The sequence below is a fragment of the Geomicrobium sp. JCM 19037 genome (assembly GCF_000698105.1).
Taxonomy (GTDB): Bacteria; Bacillota; Bacilli; order Bacillales; family Marinococcaceae; genus Geomicrobium_A.
Map to the genome: position 1 here is coordinate 1 of NZ_BAWZ01000015.1, position 14436 is coordinate 14436.

A 14436-nucleotide genomic window follows, 5' to 3' on the forward strand; every position below is an offset into this window, starting at 1 on the left:
AAACACGGGGGGCGTCTTTTGGTCGCCGATGTTGCACTTTGCTCTGGAGTGCATAGAAAACACGGCGGGCGTCTTTTGGCCGCCGATGTTGCACTTGTAGTCTGGACTGCAAATCTCCGCCTTCAGCGTAAATCAACTCAGGAAAATATAAATCTCAATTTACATACACAGCAACCGAAGTGAAATATGGTAAGCTAATGAACACAAAAAAGTGAGGAGGAGCGGTACACTGATGAAACACTTTTCGTTTTCAGCAAACATCGATTATCTTCGGCGAAACGACGAAGAGATCACCCATTTAATTGCAGGAGACCGGGTGATTAAAGCTCTTGAGATCGCGGGTCAAAAACAAGTGATTGAAATTCGCGAAGGCAGAGATGGGGGCCTTGCTATTGAAGGATGTCAAGGGGACAAACACGAAGTACACGCGTTTATTGATGACTGGTTTGATCTATCTAATGACTTGACGCCATTTTATGAGATGGCGGCGGTTGACCATTTGTTAGCCGTTCCGGCAGAACGGTTTTACGGGTTGCGATTAATGGGCGTCCCTGATCTGTTTGAAGCGCTAAGCTGGGCGATCATCGGCCAGCAGATTCGTTTAAACTTTGCGTATACAATAAAAAAACGGATTGTTGAAAATTACGGTGAACATGTCGATTATGGAGCGCATACGCTCTATTTATTTCCAAAGCCCGAACGGATCGCGGCGTGCGCACCCGAAGAGCTTGTCCGTTTGCAATTAAGCCGGCGAAAAAGTGAATACGTTATCCACGTTGCTCGCCTTATCGCAGATGGACAACTGCAAAAGTCTGAACTCAAAAAGGACCTAACGAAAGCGCATCACACACTGACGAGTATTAGAGGCATTGGCCCTTGGACAGCCAATTACGTCCGCATGCGTTGCCTCCGCGACCCCGATGCATTCCCAATCGATGATGTCGGATTCCAAAATGCTGTACGTATTGCTTTACAACGCGAAGAAAAGCCTTCCAAAGAAGAGCTACACGTACTTGCTCGTCATTGGGAAGGCTTTACGGCTTATGCGGTGTTCTATTTGTGGCGACTCCTCTATTAAAAACGGTGGAGCCAGTCCACCACATCATCCATCACTTGCTCCCGATTCGTTTCGTTTAAAAGCTCATGGCGCGCTCCGTGTAATCACGCAACTCCACTTGCAAGCCAACATCTTCAAATCGTCGTTTCATATGCACTGCGCCATCACTAAAGTCGGTAACAGGATCCTTATCTCCACTCAAGATGAGAACAGGCAAATCACGATCCATCTTTTCGACGTTTGCAAGCTTATCGTTTTCCAAAGCGGCGTTCATCATATCATGCATTAAGCCGAGCGTTGCTGCACCGCCACATAACGGATCTTCAATATACTTGTCTACTTCTTTATCATCTCTTGATAACCAGTCAAAAGCTGTTCTTGCTGGTTCAAACGGGGTATTAAACGACCCAAACGTTTGACCAATGACCGCTTCATTACGTTCTCCTCGCCCTTGAATGCTCGCTTGTTCTTTCGCAAAATCACGAACGTTCGCCGCTTCATCTAATAGATGAACTGGAGCACAAAGAATTGCGCCTGTAATGCCTTTATACACTTGCGTAAAGCGACGTACAACGACAGTTCCCATACTATGACCGAACACATACACCGGAATATCAGGATACTCACTCGTCGCTTTTTCAAAAAGCGTGTGAACATCATCAGCCATGAGATCGATTACATCTGATTCAGGGAACGCACCGCCGGTTTCACCGTGCTCTCTTTGGTCGTGCGCATACACGACAGCACTAGCCTTGTTTAGTACGCTCGCAAACCGTTCATACCGCCCGGAATGCTCAGCGAGACCATGAGCAATAAGAACAATTTTTTTAGGGAAATGATCAGGTTCGAATTTTCGAACAAATAGATTAGTACCGTCTTTCGTTCGTAAAGTAAATGGTAATGGTTTCATCATCATTCTCCTTTTTGAAATCGTGCGACGAGCAAACCGTCTTTTCCAAACCGCTGCTCCTCCTCGTCTGTTTCCCGCATGTCACGAATTTCAATTGGCTTCCACGGTGTAAAGCACGCCTCTAAATCGTCTTTTGTAAAACCTAATCCACCTTGAAGACTTCTTTGTCGGTATATTTCGACATCTGTTAAAACAGCGCCTCCTAACGGACCATTCGCTTTAAAACATGAAACAGCATAGTACCCACCAGGTTTAAGTGCATGGTGAACAAGCGTTAAGTACTGGATACGTTGATGAGGGCAAGGTGATGAAAGCAGCCAGAATCATAGATGAGATCAAATGCGTGTCGGTCCACATCAAGCTTCAGTACATCTGCTTGAATAAAGTCCACTGACGAGACGGTTTCTTTTGCCCACCGTATTGCTTCTCTTGACTGGTCTACTGCTAAAACTTGACTCCCATTTTCCGCTAAGAAGTGTGCATTTCTCCCATTTCCACAACCTAGCTCCAACACACGTTCAAATGTTAACTTGTCGTCCTCTACATAAGAGACGAGGTTTTCATCGGGGTTAGATGTGAAAAAAGGCACATTTCGTTCTCGATCAGTATAAAATTCATCCCAATCTAGCCGTGGTTTCGTCCCCATCAATTCATCTAACGTTTCCAGTAGTTGTTCGTACGACGTTATCATAGTAAAACCCCCTCCTCCATTATACGATAATTCAAGGTGGAGAGGGTGATATAGCGGTGATTATGACCGATTTGTTTTAAGCTCTTGAATTTGTTCAATATGCCGGGTTTCGTGCATCGGCAATAGCTCTATCCATTGTTTTAAAGACAGTCTCCCGAACTTCGGATGCTTTACTGATATGTCTGTGAGCTGCTGTTCATCATCGACTTTGTTAACCACATTGTTAAAGTATACCCTTGACGTTTCTAAACCTTCCATCAGTTGGGTCACTTGAAAAGGACCAGGGTCAGGAATGGACGTAGAAGGGGCTTCAGTCTTGATCGAACGGTCCAACGCCCGCTCAATCGGCTTCGCTTCTGCTGGAATCTTCTTTCCCCTTTCCAGCCCATAATCAATGGCATCAGCAAACGACCCTTCTGACAAAATAAGATGGTGACAAATTTGCCCGATACTCCAGGCTTCTCGCTCCGCTGGCTTTCTGTTCAACTCGCCTTTGCTTAAACTACGAATCTCTTCGTATAATCTTTCTCTTGTGCGTGTAAGCTCTTCATGATTAACGATTGACGACACCTCCATCAATTTCCTGATTACGCTTTCATTATATTCTAACTTTTATGCTTTTTTCCAGCAATTGACGAATAATTGTACTCATTATGTTATACTCACACGAAATGTACGACTTGAGGTGATCGGAAATGTTTGGCGCTGTAGCTGAATTGGCGCGATTAATCGTTTTATTTTTCGTATTCATGTTCGTAGGCAACCTGATCATCGAACCCGTATACAACATATTGGAAGTTGGAGAAAGTGCCTCATTCTTCGTCTACACCGGGCTCGCTGTTTTGTTTTTCGTTCTATATCGCAACAAATTCCAATGGAACGGTTGGTATGAAGGGGCCGAGATGGCTGTCCTCTCAAAGCGAATGTCACGATGGCTAGTCACAACGGCGTTCGCCATGCTTATCGCACCCCCAACCCTTTCCGTAATCATGTAAAGGAGACGGATATGAGAGAACTATTTACTTATAACTGGCAAGTCCGAGACGAGTGGTTCAACTGGTGTGCTGAGCAGACTCTTGAAGAATTGACACGTCAACGAGACGGAGGGGTTGGAAGCATACTGCAAACCCTTCTACATATTATTGACGTAGAAGTGAGTTGGATTCGCGCTGTCATGGGCAAACCAGATGTACCCATCGATTCAACCGAATATCGTACACTCGAAGAAATCAGAACACTCTCACAACAATTGCGGCCAGAAATCATTTCCTACTTTGATGATGATTTTTTCTTGGTGGAAAAGAAAAAAGTATACGCCTCTTGCTTGATGAGTCGTTTGACAAGAAGGACGTTATTGCCCATGCGATCGTTCATGAAGTTCATCATATCGGACAGCTGAGTGTGTGGGCGAGACAACTCAATCAGTCGCCTGTTTCAGCGAATTACATTGGGAGGAATCTATGACATCGAAAGCGTACTGGATCCAAGAGTTGAACATGCAATCTCATAGTGAAGGGGGGTATTTCGCTGAGACATTTCAAGCCGATGGAAAGATTAAAACGAGAGACGGTCGGCTAAGAAGCGAATATTCGAGTATTTACTTTCTCCTTGACCCATCATCTCCTTCTCATTTCCATCGGTTAAAAAGTGATGAAGTGTGGTACTATCACGACGGTGAACCGTTGACCATTCATATGATTCATCCAGACGGTACGTACGAAGCCATCCGGCTCGGTACGAACGTCCACGCCGGTGAAACGCTGAGTTACCCGGTACGTGCAGGTGTGATCTTCGGTTCAACCGTCCGCCGAGACTATGCGCTTGTCAGCTGTCTCGTATCCCCTGGGTTTGATTATGAGGATTTTGAATTATTCACCCAAAAACAGTTACTGGCGGAATATCCACAACATGAACCGATTATACGAAAGCTTGCCTATGAACAACTACCCAATTCATAGTCACTCGCCCATACGCTTCGTCGTCTCATTCACGATATCCTTCATGAGGTTTGCGGCTGTTTCCCGGCGATTCAGTCGCGTCGCTTGTCCTGCCCAAAGCGACATGTATTCAGAGCTGCCTTGATCACCAGATGCTTTACGGATGCCTTTTGTTACTGCATGTTGTATCGGGTACGGGGCAAAGGGGGTGTCAGTACGAAAATGAGCAATGAACTTATTAAGTACCCCTCTTGCCTCTTTCCCTGAGAATGCTTCGTAATCACAGTGCTCGATTCATCACTTTCAAGTAGCGCCTGTTTATGCAAAGCGTGTGCACCACTTTCTTCTGCTGTTAAAAATGCCGTCCCTAACTGCACACCAGACGCGCCGAGCATCAAGGACGCAGCGACCCCTCTTCCGTCCATAATTCCTCCAGCAGCGATCACAGGGATGTTGACGTGATCGACGATTTGCGGGATGAGTGCCATCGTTCCAACCATCGGCAAGTGCGGGTATGGTTCAAACGTTCCCCGGTGCCTCCGGCTTCACTTCCTTGAGCAACAATCGTATCAACCCCTGCCGCTTCTAGTTGAATCGCTTCTTGTACGGTTGTTGCCGTACCTGAAGTGATGATGTGCTGTTCTTTTAGTTTTTCCATCTGTGCTTGCGTTGGAATGCCAAAGGTGAAACTAAATACAGGCACTCGTTCTTCAATAATGACATGAAGTTGTTCGTCGAAACTTTCTTGTATACGCTCGATGACGGGCTCTTCTATGCCTAGTGTATCGCGAAAAGGTCTCGTCACTTCTAGCCCATGTTGAATATGGCGCTCACGTCTTCAGCAAGCTCCGTTGATACAAATAAATTCACCGCAAACGGCCGATCGGTTTTTTTTCGTATCAAATGAATGGCTTCACGTATTTGTTCAGGCGTCATATACCAGCCCAAGCGTACCTAATCCACCAGCATTTGAGACTGACGCAACAAGTTCAGCTGTCGTTGAACCTCCTGCCATTCCTGCTTGTACGATTGGATAGTTAATCCCGAAACGTTCACTTATGCTCGTTTCATACCACATGCGATTCACCCTTTCGTCCATTCTTTTAACATTTCACAGTGCATAAGAAGATCATTCACGAGATCAGGAGTCCATTCCTTTGCGATCGGGATTTCTTCTGTACCCCCATCCAAAAAGTAGCGAATGCGCTCCATTAACCAGCAGACCGCACCGATGGTCAGTTGCCAATGCACATTCGGTTCACCACTTGCTTGTTCGTATGCGCTCACAATCTGCTTCCGTGATCCTTCAGCTGAGCTAATTAAACAATACAAATCGCCAAGATGGGGACTCACATACCCCTCTGACCAGTCTAATATACGGACGTCTCCACCAGTGTAAATGAGATTTTTCGTATGATAGTCGTTATGGGTTAACACAGGGGAAAACCCGTCATAAAGTTCAACAAGGTGGTGGAGAACGACAGGGCGGTGTCGTTTTAACCGCCTTTCATACAAAGCAATCCGATCAAAGTCTCGCAAGTGATCGCTTACCGAAGTGCCTTGCCCCTTCGTTTGAACTGTCGCCTGGCGGAGCTTCGATAGCTGCACTGCAGCCATTTCGTATCCGTCTTCATTCGGGGCTTGTTCGAGATTCGGCGCTTGTAAATCTTGGAGCTTTATTATCCCTAAATCGTGATCTTTTACATAGTCAATAACTTTAGGCACGGCTTCAATCCCTTGTAAAAACTCGTCATAGATCGTAATTTCTCGCGCATTTCTAGCGATGCCTATTTTAAGAATATGAGACTGTTGTCCAGCTGACGCTCGCCAAACTTCTGACAACTCCCACGCCCGCAACTTTTGCCATCTGTCATATTCGTAAAGTCCTAAAACCGTCGCGTAAGGTTGAAATACTTCTGGGATCGAGACGTCAGGCAACGACCGAATCTCAGCTTTCGCACTATGTTCGTTCAATATAGATGTCTCCTTCCTGATCGTTCTCCTCATCCCAAACGACATGGATTTCAAAGGTACCCTCTTTAAAGAAATAAGGAAAGCGGCGGCGAATCGACGGTTGCATCGGTAGATGCTCAACATCCTCAATATGTATCCAATTCGGCTTGCCCTCGCTGGCATGGGTCGTTAGTTCACCTGAAAAATGCTCAGTCATATAATTAAAAATCATATAACGGTCTTTCTTTACCGGATTCACAAATTCATAGATGCCTTTATATGTAAGATCCCACACATGTAGCCCTGTTTCTTCATACACTTCTCTTATTGCAGCTGATGTGAAGCTTTCCGGAAAGGCTACCTTTCCACCTGGAGGTATAAAGCCTTTAAACTCATCATGCGTGCGGTCTAGCAATAGAACGTAGTCCCCGTCTCTAATCAGACAAATCGTCCAAAATTTCACATTCAAGTCACTCGGCAACGATGTTCCCCCCTGACTTCAAGAAAGACACTAACCCTTTGCGGTCTTCCTCATAAGATAACGAAAGGTCACGTAATGTGGACACATCTATCCATTCCACTCGCTCAATAAGTCATCGGGATCTTGAATGTTTATGTTACCCCCAACAATTTCTATAAGGATATAGTGAACCTGTACACGAAACGGTTCAATTTGTGTGTGTTTAACGTGCAGTTCTCTTATCGCTCGGGCTATGTATCCCGTCTCTTCCCACACCTCACGCACACAACATTCTTCAATGGTTTCATCTTTGTTCTTTCCACCACCAGGAAGGGCCCACGTTTTCACTTCTTCTGGCGTTCCTTGTTTGACCATCAATAACTGGCGTTGATCATTTACACACACCGCACTCGCTCCTTGCCAAAACTCCATTACGGCGCTCCCCTTTCATGTTAGAATGGTGAGAAAATATAGAATAATGATGACTTTATTATGACACTGTTCTGCAGAAAAATATAGAATGTAAAGGTGCGACGGGGATGATTGCAACACAACGCTTATCTGTTCGACCGTACGAGAAGAGCGACTATGCAATATGGAGAGATCTTTATGAAAGCGAAGAATCAGCGCGCACATTCGCCGACCGTATCGCGGTTTACGAGCAGGCCGCTCAAAGAGATGAAATGTACCAGATCGGGGTGTTCAGAAATTCAGACGAACAGCTAATCGGAAAAGTTGAAGTGTATACGATTCTTCGTATGAGCTATGATTGGGGAATGATTGGTTATTCGCTTCATCACAGTTTCAGGGAAAGGGATACGGGGTTGAGATGGTGCATGCGGCGTGTGAATACTTCTTTTCTGCAAAAGGCTTTCGGAGGTTAGAAGCGCATATTGTTGAAGAGAATCAACGATCGATAAAGGTAGCAAAACGAGCGGGTTTTGCTTTCGAATGTATCCGGGAAAAGTTCGCAGAAGAAGACAATGTGCGAAGGGACTTCCACATCTATTCCAAAAATGGTCCGTGATGAAGCGCGTTGCCGTCGCCCCGTGCTACGTTGAGACCCGCCGAATCTTAGCCAGTAGCACGAACACGAGTACGATGACAAGAGCGACACAAATGAGTGCACCTACAAGCCCGCCAAAAAATAAAACGAGTGTTGGCAAGAGTAGCATGATTATACCTGTGAGAAATGTATACAACCCGAGAATTCTTGCGTACTCTTCTTTATTCGTAACCAGTGCGGATGGCGATACGTGTGGCAACGCCAGTCCAATAAGTGTGCGTTTCTTCTTCACACCAATGAGATAAGCGACGGCAAAAAGCAACATACTCATCGAGATTGACAATACGTGCAACATGAAAAACATGTCCCTTCCCGTTGTGACAGCTCTTGCTATTCATTATTTCAAAGTTTCTAAGCCAATGCGGACGTTTAAGAAAACTGTAATCAAACCCGCATCACTTTTTTTAAGCGTTTGCAGTAGAATTCGATGCCTTCGACATCATCCATCGTCCGCAGCATCCCATCAATAATGATTTTTCTTGGTTGGTCGTGCTCGAATTCGGCCTCAATGACGCTGATCGCCTCGAGCAATTGTTCCCGCTTTTGTTCAGTAAGTGTGATGTGTGAGAGCAACTGTCTGATCTCTTCTAGAAGATGAACAGCGCTGTCACGATTGCTCGTCCCCACCATACGGTCGTTCATTTGCAAAAGAGGTTGGGGCTCTTCTTTCATCCAGCAGCCAATTCATCGATTCGTCGACGGATGAATTGTGCGAGTGTGCTCGGGTCCAAGTTACTATCCAAATCGAGTAATGTTTGCAAATATGATTTCGTAATCCCATCTAACATGATACTCAAATCGTATATATGAGGTTGAAATTCCTCTCCATAAATGGCAGCAAATGTCTCGATGTACCACTTTTGCCGCTGTTCTTTCATTTCCCGAACAAATTGGGCAATAGTCGGATTGGTGGATAATTCTTGTTCTTGCAATTGCATCACGATAAAGTCTCGATGACGAAGCACTTCCTGAAAATGTACCGTCATCTGTTGCTCAAATGATTCCCGTGGATGCAATGCTTGTCTACGCACCTCATCAATCTTATGATTTAACCCTTCATAATAGTACTCATAGATTTTAAACAACAGCTCGTCTTTTGAGCGGAAATGCAAATAGAATGCTCCTTTAGAAATCCCACTAATCGTGCAAATATCTTGAATCGACGTCGGGTGGAACCCATCCGTCGCAAACAAATGGATGGCTTTTTTAAGAATGGCTTCTCTTTTTTCACTCATCTTCTACACCTCATCTACCATTCTATCATTGACTGACTAGCCACTTAGCGTAAAAGAGTGACAATCATGTTAAAATGACTGGTCAGTCACTAGAACGTAAACGACCGAAACAGGTTCATTTCTATATAGAAAGAACTTAACATTTTCCTGATTGCGCAGTTTGTTGTTGCCTTCCACTGCAGGCGGATGCTTGTAGTCTGGACTATAAGGGCAACATCGGTTCGGTAGTGACCCCTGGGTACGGTGTGTGGAAAGAAGTCCAAATGCCCCATATATCCATATTTGTGACATTTGAGAAAGAAAATCATGATTTTACACGTGAATGCGCACATAAACGGTGTCAACTGTCACATGCTTGTGCCAGGTGGTGAGCCTCGGTCACGACTTTTTACCCTTCGGCAAACGTTTCTCGTGTTGCCCGCAACCCTTCCAGTGACGAACAACGATCGACAACGAAGTTGTCGATGTGCAATGAGGTGAATGTCGACAGACAATATGCAAGCACTCACCTGCAAAGGCCCAACTCGGTCATCCGATTCAATGAAATTCTTTCGTTCAACTTATATAGTAGCGTCGTATCGATTCGTTTTCTACTTGCTCGTAAGCGATGGTATACTGGAGGAGTTTGAAGGAGGCTATTATGAACAAACGTTTGAAACACCGCTTTTACTTTACGTTTGCGGCCCCGGCCGCTTTTGTTACGATGATCGTCTTAATTGTTTTGCTTGTGAATCCACTGCCTCCAATTATTCTTTTCGGTACACTTACACTCGTTTATTTGCTTTTAGGTTTCTATCACTTAAACCATCATAAACAAAATCGCAAACAATGAAAGGAACGATCCTGTTGACCTCTATGTTTCTCGCTGAGGATGCTTGGCTCATCACTTATGTGTCACTCCTCGCTCTTTTCATCGCGCAATATTTATTAAATCATTTGATTGGGAAATCAAACTACTCTTCTTTACACGGGCAACAAAAGAAAACGTGGAAAACGTACACGTCTCACCCCCGATATACGATCAGCATTACTTTACTCGTGCCTGCCGCTGCTGCTCTTCTTCACGCCATTAGCATCCAGGTGGACAGTGGGTGGGTGACCGTCACTGTAGGCATTATCGTGTTTGCGATATACATGTATGTGTTACTAGAACTTGCCTTTTTACTTGCGGCAAATGTATTGCTTAGAATGCGCAAGTACCGAGATACAAGAACGTTAGAAAAGCATACAGGCATCGTCTTTTTTGTACTTGCTCCTATGATTTTCTTCGTTTCGTTCCTCGTTGACTGGGCGCTTGTCACATGGGCACCTGTCTTTCTCATCATCTTCGGATTTGCCTTTTACTTCTTGAGTGACCAAGAAGATAAGAAAAAACGAAAAAAACAATTTCGCTAAACTTATGATACAATTTTGTTATTTAGGAGGTGGTCGTATGCTAATGGGAGGTTGTTTACTCTTAGGGCTTGGCATTGGCTTTTTTATCGATAACGTTGTTGGAGGGGCTCTTGTCGGCCTCGGTGCAGGGATGATTGCAGAATTCTTTCGACGCTAACGACGATCAGCGGTTAGCGTCGATTTTAATGTTTGCATTTTTTTGATGGAGCGTTGCGAGGAATTCTGTTTCATCGGCGGGAGCAATTTTCACTGATCGGTAAATTCCTTTGTCGTAATGGATAACAAGTCCACGTTTTGCCATCGCTAAACTGAACCCTAACGGATACATTTGTTCATACGTGTCCACAGTCCGAATGTCATTATAATCGATCACCGTGTTGTAATGACCAGATCGGGCGTAGAGGAATTCATCATGCAGCTCATATCGGAGACGAACGACCCGAAAAATAGCGAGCGCGACGTAAATGATGAGAAGCGTAGAAATGATGAACACGAACGCGGGTTGCTGATTCTGAAACATAAGCAAAACGAATATTGAGACAAAAATGGCCCATCCAAGAAATAGCAACAGGACGACGCTCTTATCTCGTTTTGGGGCAAAACTCATCGCTATTCACCTCACCTCTCCCCATTTTCTCATACTTGTTTGTAAATTTAAATGGAAGTAAGGGTTTCAAAATGACGAATCCCGTGAACATATAACTATAAGCATCTAATTTTCACACTCGCGTTCTAGCAGGATCCAAAGAAGAGGTAGCGAATGTAAACAAAAGAAAGGATCGTGGTCATAGCATGTCAACGACGTTGATTATTGTGATCTTCATCTTCTTACTTTTGTTTATCGTTTACGCGGATCACTTGGCTTGGAAGACGATTGCTGAGGCGCCTTCAGAACGAGCAACGCATGTCATCCGAAAGCATAGCATTCTCACAGGGCGAGGGGTAAAGTGCCGACTTCGCACCATTACGCCAAAGCTTGGTGCTGGTTCGACTTCTCTTGGCATTTCGACGACTCGGCTTGAGGTGCACCGCCGTGATGCGACGCAGGCGGACCAATATTTGGCTGATGCTGAAGACGAAACACGATACGAGTAAAGGTGGTTGAAAACCAATGAGCGTATTTGATTATACTGTGGACAAAAGTAATGGCGAAGAATTTCCGCTCTCTGAATATAAGGGCGAGGTTTTATTAATTGTGAATACGGCAACAAAATGCGGGTTCGCCAATCAATTTGACGGCTTGGAGGAGTTGCACCAGTCGTACAAAGACGACGGACTGCGCGTTCTCGGATTCCCGAGCAATCAATTTATGAGCCAAGAACCGGTTCCTGACGATCAGATGGAAGAATCATGCCGCTTGAACTTCGGAGTGACGTTTCCACTGTTTAAAAAGATTGATGTGAAAGGGAAACAAGCAGACCCTTTATATAAACATTTAAAAGAACAACAAGGCGGCGTATTCGGAGACGAAATTAAGTGGAATTTCACGAAGTTTCTTGTCGATCGTGAAGGACAAGTCGTCAAACGATTTGCGCCGAAAGATAAACCGAAAGACATTGAAGCTTCCATTAAAGAACTGCTCTAAAATAAGACGATCGCGCATTGATTGTGCGCGATCGTCTACTCTAGGTTGAGCTGCAAGATACGCCAAAGCGGTCGTTCACCCAAGCAAACTTCTGACTAAACCCGTAATCCCCGATCGGCATGAGCTCGTTACCGCCTTCTTTCAGTTCGGTATACAAGTGATCCATTTCTTTCTCGTTTTCACAAGTGATGTACATCGAAATCGATGGGGTAAAAGTGAAGTCATACTGAATATGGCTGTCGATGCACATAAATTCCTGGTCTTTCACCATAAAACGGGCGCGCAGCACGGTTCCTTCTTCTCCAGGACCATCAGGACCGTAACGCTCAATGGCTTGGATTTTTGCATCCTCAAATACGGATACGTAATGGTTCATGCTTCCTCAGCGACTCCTTCTTGAAACATGAAAAACGGCAGCATTTGTTTCATGAATTTCCCCTCTTCTCTTTATAGAATTTCTACATCTGTTAGGTTGGCATCGGTGCTCCGCAAATATGCAACCGTTGTGCTGTCCATTTTCGCTCCGGTAAAGTCACAATGTTTCACCGTGCAATCTTTAAAGGTGACGTTTCGAAATGTCGCACCGTAAAAGGACGTTTGTTTTAGTGTACATTGCTTAAACTCTGTCCGCCTGAACGTTTCATAACTGAAATCTGCAAATGAAAGGTTGCAATATAGGAACCGGGCATCTTCATAGGAACAATTCTCAAACGAAGCTGATTTCAAGGAACTGTAATTAAACTTCGTGCGGTTTAAGTTCGTCTCTAAAAAGACGACGTGGTCCATCGACGTGTAACCGATTTTGCTTTTATCCAAATCAGCGTTGCTGAATTCTGAGTGGTTGAGATTGCTATTGTTGTATTTCCCACCAATCGTGGCAACGTTGGAGAAATCTGCTCTCTTCATCGTTTCATTATTATATTTCAAACGTTCATTCTTTTCTTTTGGCTCATCATTCATTTGAACGACGTCAAAGTCTTCTTCCTTCACGGAATATTCCTCCTAACGGTTGTCGTTAAAAATGATAACGCCGCTGGCAAACGGTCGTTATCATTCATTTTCTGATCCTTCTTCTAACTGCCTGCGCTTATGTGATAAATAACTCGTCACGAGAACAAAAGGCAAGAGAATAAGTGCAGTATCTCGTAGTTCGGTCACTCCTACAACAATTCCCGCAAAAGCAAAACCAAACACGACGAGACAAACGGATACGTTTACAATTCTAACGGTAGACACTGAAAATCGAAGTAAAAAATTATTCATACTCATACTTTATCATAAATGGTGTGAACGTTTCTCTACGTTTTGCTCAGAAGAGCCGATCGTTTTATTTATATACGCATGTATATACGCAAAACCAGCCGACCACACCAGTACGAGCACGCTCGCCATCGTCCATGTGTAAGCGCCGATCGAAGTCGTAAGTGTACTCACATGTATAATCATCATAGTAACGGGAAGAAGGGCACCAACGACCATGCCGTACTTGAGAATAGCGAGTTCACTTAAGTCCCTTTTTTCTTCAGGACTCGTCGTCCACAACACAACAGCTCCAGTCACGACGAGCGGAATTCCAATGAAATATAATAACGAATCCACAGCTGTGAACGCCGGATTTATTAACGTTGCTGAGTTGACGAGCATTCCAATAAACATCAAGTAAAATGCGACACGAAAAATCATTCGGTGTAAGTAATCCGCTGTGTTTTCTGTAGAAGACGTCATATGATCCTCCCCTTTACCCTCTATAGCGATCATCTCTCTTTTTTCCGCCGTTCATTGGATTTTTTCGTACGCGGAATCGTATTCGGACTTTGTTTTCGAATCCAGCGAATAAACGAGCGTAACTTAGCATCTTCTTTTAAGGCGCGGATGGTCGTTAAACGCGCTGCAATTTCTTGATTTGTGTACAGTGCATGAATCTGTTTATGACAAGGAATGCATAGATTGGCCGTCTCCCCAAACGTTCCACCTTCAACTTTAGGAAGTAGATGGTGCGTCGTGCATTTCACCGGATGTCGACCACACAGTTCACAAGTGCTCATGGGAACCACCTTTCTTATAACCTTTACCCAAAACGCTCTTATTTCATGTCAATACCGAGCATTTTCGTTGCTGTTCACTGATACTTCCCGCTACTATAGGTA

27 protein-coding genes and 2 pseudogenes are annotated in these 14436 nt (G+C 44.6%); 11 read left to right on the forward strand and 18 right to left on the reverse strand.

The features are described 5' to 3' along the window. On the forward strand, positions 1–183 hold a 183-nt coding region (locus JCM19037_RS27185; RefSeq protein ID WP_042400613.1), incomplete at its 5' end, for a hypothetical protein. Between the two features lie 49 nt (positions 184–232). Then, positions 233–1078, forward strand: coding sequence for a DNA-3-methyladenine glycosylase (locus tag JCM19037_RS10045; RefSeq protein ID WP_042400614.1), 846 nt, complete (start codon positions 233–235; stop codon positions 1076–1078). A 55-nt stretch (positions 1079–1133) separates the two neighbouring features. Here the strand turns inward: JCM19037_RS10045 and JCM19037_RS10050 are convergent, their stop codons facing one another. The 3 genes from JCM19037_RS10050 to JCM19037_RS10060 form a co-directional block, all read right to left on the reverse strand. Next, entirely contained in the window at positions 1134–1967 is an 834-nt protein-coding gene (locus JCM19037_RS10050; protein ID WP_052363770.1) for an alpha/beta fold hydrolase, read from the reverse strand. Between the two features lie 274 nt (positions 1968–2241). Next, the gene (locus JCM19037_RS27190) at positions 2242–2658 is read right to left on the reverse strand and encodes a bifunctional 2-polyprenyl-6-hydroxyphenol methylase/3-demethylubiquinol 3-O-methyltransferase UbiG (RefSeq protein WP_238544655.1); all 417 of its coding nucleotides are present in this window, start codon (positions 2656–2658) and stop codon (positions 2242–2244) included. 60 nt (positions 2659–2718) lie between these two features. Further along, entirely contained in the window at positions 2719–3228 is a 510-nt protein-coding gene (locus JCM19037_RS10060; RefSeq protein ID WP_042400789.1) for a DinB family protein, read from the reverse strand. A 125-nt stretch (positions 3229–3353) separates the two neighbouring features. Here JCM19037_RS10060 and JCM19037_RS10065 point away from each other — a divergent pair, with 125 nt between their 5' ends. The 3 genes and pseudogenes from JCM19037_RS10065 (at position 3354) to JCM19037_RS10075 (ending at position 4616) form a co-directional block, all read left to right on the forward strand. Further along, complete coding sequence (locus tag JCM19037_RS10065; protein ID WP_042400616.1) at positions 3354–3653, forward strand: hypothetical protein; 300 nt, start codon at positions 3354–3356, stop codon at positions 3651–3653. Between the two features lie 11 nt (positions 3654–3664). Then, positions 3665–4122 (forward strand): annotated as a pseudogene (locus JCM19037_RS10070) (DinB family protein). After that, on the forward strand, positions 4119–4616 hold the full coding sequence (locus JCM19037_RS10075; protein ID WP_042400618.1) for a cupin domain-containing protein: 498 nt from the start codon (positions 4119–4121) through the stop codon (positions 4614–4616). The pseudogene JCM19037_RS10070 and the gene JCM19037_RS10075 overlap by 4 nt, the downstream one beginning before the upstream one ends. Here the strand turns inward: JCM19037_RS10075 and JCM19037_RS10080 are convergent. From JCM19037_RS10080 to JCM19037_RS10095, 6 genes and pseudogenes are all read right to left on the reverse strand, one after another. Then, positions 4617–5400: pseudogene (locus JCM19037_RS10080) on the reverse strand (NAD(P)H-dependent flavin oxidoreductase). It lies immediately after the preceding gene. A 2-nt stretch (positions 5401–5402) separates the two neighbouring features. Further along, a complete protein-coding gene (locus JCM19037_RS30030) occupies positions 5403–5531 on the reverse strand; it encodes a hypothetical protein (protein ID WP_373900713.1) in 129 nt (42 codons plus the stop codon). Then, positions 5521–5673: a nitronate monooxygenase gene (locus JCM19037_RS30035; RefSeq protein ID WP_373900715.1), complete on the reverse strand. Its 153-nt coding sequence runs from the start codon at positions 5671–5673 to the stop codon at positions 5521–5523. Before JCM19037_RS30035 ends, JCM19037_RS30030 begins: the two co-directional genes overlap by 11 nt. Positions 5674–5678: 5 nt before the next feature. Beyond that, positions 5679–6569 (reverse strand): aminoglycoside phosphotransferase family protein, encoded by an 891-nt coding sequence (locus JCM19037_RS10085; RefSeq protein WP_042400619.1) that lies wholly within the window; start codon positions 6567–6569, stop codon positions 5679–5681. Then, positions 6556–7029 (reverse strand): 8-oxo-dGTP diphosphatase, encoded by a 474-nt coding sequence (locus tag JCM19037_RS10090; RefSeq protein ID WP_193744725.1) that lies wholly within the window; start codon positions 7027–7029, stop codon positions 6556–6558. The genes JCM19037_RS10085 and JCM19037_RS10090 overlap by 14 nt, the downstream gene beginning before the upstream one ends. An 87-nt stretch (positions 7030–7116) precedes the next feature. Next, positions 7117–7440, reverse strand: a complete 324-nt coding sequence (locus tag JCM19037_RS10095) for an NUDIX hydrolase (protein ID WP_052363772.1) — start codon at positions 7438–7440, stop codon at positions 7117–7119. Between the two features lie 107 nt (positions 7441–7547). On the opposite strand from JCM19037_RS10095, the gene JCM19037_RS25740 reads away from it, so the two are divergent. Both JCM19037_RS25740 and JCM19037_RS30040 read left to right on the forward strand, forming a co-directional pair. Beyond that, positions 7548–7892 carry a GNAT family N-acetyltransferase gene (locus JCM19037_RS25740; RefSeq protein WP_052363773.1) on the forward strand — a complete coding sequence of 115 codons (345 nt, stop codon included), beginning with the start codon at positions 7548–7550 and terminating at the stop codon, positions 7890–7892. Beyond that, a complete protein-coding gene (locus tag JCM19037_RS30040; protein ID WP_193744726.1) occupies positions 7838–8035 on the forward strand; it encodes a GNAT family N-acetyltransferase in 198 nt (65 codons plus the stop codon). Before JCM19037_RS25740 ends, JCM19037_RS30040 begins: the two co-directional genes overlap by 55 nt. Positions 8036–8060: 25 nt before the next feature. Here the strand turns inward: JCM19037_RS30040 and JCM19037_RS10105 are convergent, their stop codons facing one another. The 3 genes from JCM19037_RS10105 to JCM19037_RS10115 all read right to left on the reverse strand — a co-directional run bounded on the left by JCM19037_RS10105 (position 8061) and on the right by JCM19037_RS10115 (position 9309). Beyond that, positions 8061–8369, reverse strand: a complete 309-nt coding sequence (locus tag JCM19037_RS10105) for a hypothetical protein (RefSeq protein WP_152549026.1) — start codon at positions 8367–8369, stop codon at positions 8061–8063. An 89-nt stretch (positions 8370–8458) separates the two neighbouring features. Further along, positions 8459–8746: a hypothetical protein gene (locus JCM19037_RS10110; protein ID WP_042400623.1), complete on the reverse strand. Its 288-nt coding sequence runs from the start codon at positions 8744–8746 to the stop codon at positions 8459–8461. Further along, positions 8743–9309 (reverse strand): TetR/AcrR family transcriptional regulator, encoded by a 567-nt coding sequence (locus tag JCM19037_RS10115; protein WP_042400795.1) that lies wholly within the window; start codon positions 9307–9309, stop codon positions 8743–8745. The genes JCM19037_RS10110 and JCM19037_RS10115 overlap by 4 nt, the downstream gene beginning before the upstream one ends. Positions 9310–9949: 640 nt before the next feature. On the opposite strand from JCM19037_RS10115, the gene JCM19037_RS10120 reads away from it, so the two are divergent. Together JCM19037_RS10120 and JCM19037_RS10125 are read left to right on the forward strand one after the other, a co-directional pair. Beyond that, positions 9950–10141, forward strand: coding sequence for a hypothetical protein (locus JCM19037_RS10120; protein ID WP_042400626.1), 192 nt, complete (start codon positions 9950–9952; stop codon positions 10139–10141). A gap of 14 nt (positions 10142–10155) precedes the next feature. Beyond that, positions 10156–10704, forward strand: a complete 549-nt coding sequence (locus tag JCM19037_RS10125; protein ID WP_152549027.1) for a hypothetical protein — start codon at positions 10156–10158, stop codon at positions 10702–10704. A 163-nt stretch (positions 10705–10867) separates the two neighbouring features. Here JCM19037_RS10125 and JCM19037_RS10130 read toward each other — a convergent pair whose 3' ends face one another. Then, the gene (locus JCM19037_RS10130; protein WP_042400632.1) at positions 10868–11311 is read right to left on the reverse strand and encodes a PH domain-containing protein; all 444 of its coding nucleotides are present in this window, start codon (positions 11309–11311) and stop codon (positions 10868–10870) included. A 185-nt stretch (positions 11312–11496) separates the two neighbouring features. On the opposite strand from JCM19037_RS10130, the gene JCM19037_RS10135 reads away from it, so the two are divergent. Next, positions 11497–11799, forward strand: coding sequence for a hypothetical protein (locus JCM19037_RS10135; protein ID WP_042400635.1), 303 nt, complete (start codon positions 11497–11499; stop codon positions 11797–11799). A 16-nt stretch (positions 11800–11815) separates the two neighbouring features. After that, a complete protein-coding gene (locus tag JCM19037_RS10140; protein ID WP_042400639.1) occupies positions 11816–12289 on the forward strand; it encodes a glutathione peroxidase in 474 nt (157 codons plus the stop codon). A gap of 40 nt (positions 12290–12329) precedes the next feature. On the opposite strand, the gene JCM19037_RS10145 is transcribed toward JCM19037_RS10140, so the two are convergent. From JCM19037_RS10145 to JCM19037_RS10165, 5 genes are all read right to left on the reverse strand, one after another. Next, complete coding sequence (locus tag JCM19037_RS10145; protein WP_307189780.1) at positions 12330–12665, reverse strand: VOC family protein; 336 nt, start codon at positions 12663–12665, stop codon at positions 12330–12332. A gap of 71 nt (positions 12666–12736) precedes the next feature. Then, entirely contained in the window at positions 12737–13279 is a 543-nt protein-coding gene (locus tag JCM19037_RS10150) for a pentapeptide repeat-containing protein (protein WP_042400641.1), read from the reverse strand. A gap of 60 nt (positions 13280–13339) precedes the next feature. Further along, positions 13340–13552: a hypothetical protein gene (locus JCM19037_RS10155; RefSeq protein WP_042400644.1), complete on the reverse strand. Its 213-nt coding sequence runs from the start codon at positions 13550–13552 to the stop codon at positions 13340–13342. A gap of 12 nt (positions 13553–13564) precedes the next feature. Further along, entirely contained in the window at positions 13565–14014 is a 450-nt protein-coding gene (locus JCM19037_RS10160) for a hypothetical protein (protein WP_042400647.1), read from the reverse strand. Positions 14015–14043: 29 nt separating this feature from the next. Continuing rightward, positions 14044–14334: a restriction endonuclease gene (locus tag JCM19037_RS10165; protein WP_042400649.1), complete on the reverse strand. Its 291-nt coding sequence runs from the start codon at positions 14332–14334 to the stop codon at positions 14044–14046. Positions 14335–14436 lie beyond the last annotated feature (102 nt).

Excerpts from the sequence above, each read along its gene's own strand:
- JCM19037_RS10045 (WP_042400614.1), top strand. The coding sequence starts at position 233 with ATGAAACACTTTTCGTTTTCAGCAAACATCGATTATCTTCGGCGAAAC.
- JCM19037_RS10050 (WP_052363770.1), bottom strand. The coding sequence starts at position 1,967 with ATGAAACCATTACCATTTACTTTACGAACGAAAGACGGTACTAATCTA.
- JCM19037_RS27190 (WP_238544655.1), bottom strand. The coding sequence starts at position 2,658 with ATGATAACGTCGTACGAACAACTACTGGAAACGTTAGATGAATTGATG.
- JCM19037_RS10065 (WP_042400616.1), top strand. The coding sequence starts at position 3,354 with ATGTTTGGCGCTGTAGCTGAATTGGCGCGATTAATCGTTTTATTTTTC.
- JCM19037_RS10075 (WP_042400618.1), top strand. The coding sequence starts at position 4,119 with ATGACATCGAAAGCGTACTGGATCCAAGAGTTGAACATGCAATCTCAT.
- JCM19037_RS30030 (WP_373900713.1), bottom strand. The coding sequence starts at position 5,531 with ATGACGCCTGAACAAATACGTGAAGCCATTCATTTGATACGAAAAAAA.
- JCM19037_RS30035 (WP_373900715.1), bottom strand. The coding sequence starts at position 5,673 with ATGTGGTATGAAACGAGCATAAGTGAACGTTTCGGGATTAACTATCCA.
- JCM19037_RS10095 (WP_052363772.1), bottom strand. The coding sequence starts at position 7,440 with ATGGAGTTTTGGCAAGGAGCGAGTGCGGTGTGTGTAAATGATCAACGC.
- JCM19037_RS25740 (WP_052363773.1), top strand. The coding sequence starts at position 7,548 with ATGATTGCAACACAACGCTTATCTGTTCGACCGTACGAGAAGAGCGAC.
- JCM19037_RS30040 (WP_193744726.1), top strand. The coding sequence starts at position 7,838 with ATGGTGCATGCGGCGTGTGAATACTTCTTTTCTGCAAAAGGCTTTCGG.
- JCM19037_RS10105 (WP_152549026.1), bottom strand. The coding sequence starts at position 8,369 with ATGTTGCACGTATTGTCAATCTCGATGAGTATGTTGCTTTTTGCCGTC.
- JCM19037_RS10110 (WP_042400623.1), bottom strand. The coding sequence starts at position 8,746 with ATGAAAGAAGAGCCCCAACCTCTTTTGCAAATGAACGACCGTATGGTG.
- JCM19037_RS10115 (WP_042400795.1), bottom strand. The coding sequence starts at position 9,309 with ATGAGTGAAAAAAGAGAAGCCATTCTTAAAAAAGCCATCCATTTGTTT.
- JCM19037_RS10120 (WP_042400626.1), top strand. The coding sequence starts at position 9,950 with ATGAACAAACGTTTGAAACACCGCTTTTACTTTACGTTTGCGGCCCCG.
- JCM19037_RS10130 (WP_042400632.1), bottom strand. The coding sequence starts at position 11,311 with ATGAGTTTTGCCCCAAAACGAGATAAGAGCGTCGTCCTGTTGCTATTT.
- JCM19037_RS10135 (WP_042400635.1), top strand. The coding sequence starts at position 11,497 with ATGTCAACGACGTTGATTATTGTGATCTTCATCTTCTTACTTTTGTTT.
- JCM19037_RS10140 (WP_042400639.1), top strand. The coding sequence starts at position 11,816 with ATGAGCGTATTTGATTATACTGTGGACAAAAGTAATGGCGAAGAATTT.
- JCM19037_RS10145 (WP_307189780.1), bottom strand. The coding sequence starts at position 12,665 with ATGAACCATTACGTATCCGTATTTGAGGATGCAAAAATCCAAGCCATT.
- JCM19037_RS10155 (WP_042400644.1), bottom strand. The coding sequence starts at position 13,552 with ATGAATAATTTTTTACTTCGATTTTCAGTGTCTACCGTTAGAATTGTA.
- JCM19037_RS10160 (WP_042400647.1), bottom strand. The coding sequence starts at position 14,014 with ATGACGTCTTCTACAGAAAACACAGCGGATTACTTACACCGAATGATT.
- JCM19037_RS10165 (WP_042400649.1), bottom strand. The coding sequence starts at position 14,334 with ATGAGCACTTGTGAACTGTGTGGTCGACATCCGGTGAAATGCACGACG.